At 66.4% G+C, this 1,267-nt stretch carries 1 protein-coding gene; it reads right to left on the bottom strand.

What is annotated here, in order from left to right:
* Nucleotides 1-1,267: prolyl oligopeptidase family serine peptidase (locus tag AHiyo1_RS11350; RefSeq protein ID WP_253257283.1), on the bottom strand; the 1,267-nt coding region annotated here is incomplete at both ends.

Genomic DNA, 1,267 nt, shown 5'->3' on the forward strand with positions numbered 1-1,267 from the left:
TCCTCGAACGCGCGGTGTCGATTCGCCTGCAAGGCTGCGCGGTGCCACGCGGGACCGTACTCGCCGCCGCCGCGGATGTTGGCTACGACGTAGACGCCGCCGCGTGAATACGGTGCGGAACCGTCGTCGGGCGCAATGCCTTCGCTCCGGCGTTCCAGCCAGGCGCGCCCGATGGCTCCGCTGTAGGCGGGGGTCCTTGAGACCTCGAACCCGCCGTAGCCAGATAGCTGCGTTGGGTTCTCGCCGTCGAGGTCCAGATCTTTGGACGCCACCTGGAAATAGGGCACGCGCGTGCCGTCCGCTGAGGTGGCGAAGTGCTGCTGGACCTCGTAGTCCGCCTCGTTGAAGAACGACGGCGAGGACTTCACTACCGCGTGCGTGCTCGCCACCCCGCCGTCGTGGCCTGCGTCGAGCGTGTAACTGGCGATACCCGGGGACAGGGTGCCGCGCATGAGCGTCGTGGGGGTGGTGAAGCCGGTAGCGACGAGCCAGTAGTCGTTTCCGGCGTCGTCGCCTTCTGCTTCGTCCTCGTCGTCGACGGCGTAGGCGTTCACATCATGGAGCGGCGGGCACGCATCCAATAAAGTGGAGGCCCACCCGCCGGTGGAGTCCTTGCGGGCCGGGTCGAGCACCCTGATCTCGGACGAGACGTCGTGCAGCAGGTTCAGGAGGAGGTAGTTCCGGGTCCAACTCCATGACTGGAGGGAGGTGTGCTCATCCGGGGTGAAAAGCACCGTGAAGTCACGTGTCCCGGACAGGTAGCCCTCAAAGTCGGCGGCCAACAGGGATCCGGCAGGATAGGTGGTTCCGGCCACGTTCCAGTCCTGCCGAGGACGGAACATGAGCCATTCGCGGTGGGAACTGAGGTTCACGTCAGTGGGCACATCGATGGCGAGCCACGCGTCATCGCGCAGCACGGACGTGGTCCGGTTGAAGAAGTCGATCCAGTCCACCGCGAAAGTGCGTTCGAAGCCCGGGGTGGAGTCGCGGGCGACGAGCGCCATCATGTGGTCTTCGGGGATCTCGAAGATCCGCTCGGCTTCGGCCAGGGATTGGCCACGACGGAGCTTCACACCGGTGCGCGCGTACGACGAGCTGGTTTTCGGCAGTCCGTCGGCGGTCGTGGCAACCAGCAGGGTGTCGGCGTCGAGCCAGCTCACGTTGCCCTTCGCGGTCGAAAGGTCGAAACCGCCTGCGGCGGGGTCCGCGAAGGTGCGGGTTTCGACGTCGAACTCGCGGTGGCGGTTGGCGTCGCCGCCGTCGGGGG

Source organism: Arthrobacter sp. Hiyo1 (genome assembly GCF_001263615.2).
Lineage (GTDB): Bacteria > Actinomycetota > Actinomycetes > Actinomycetales > Micrococcaceae > Arthrobacter.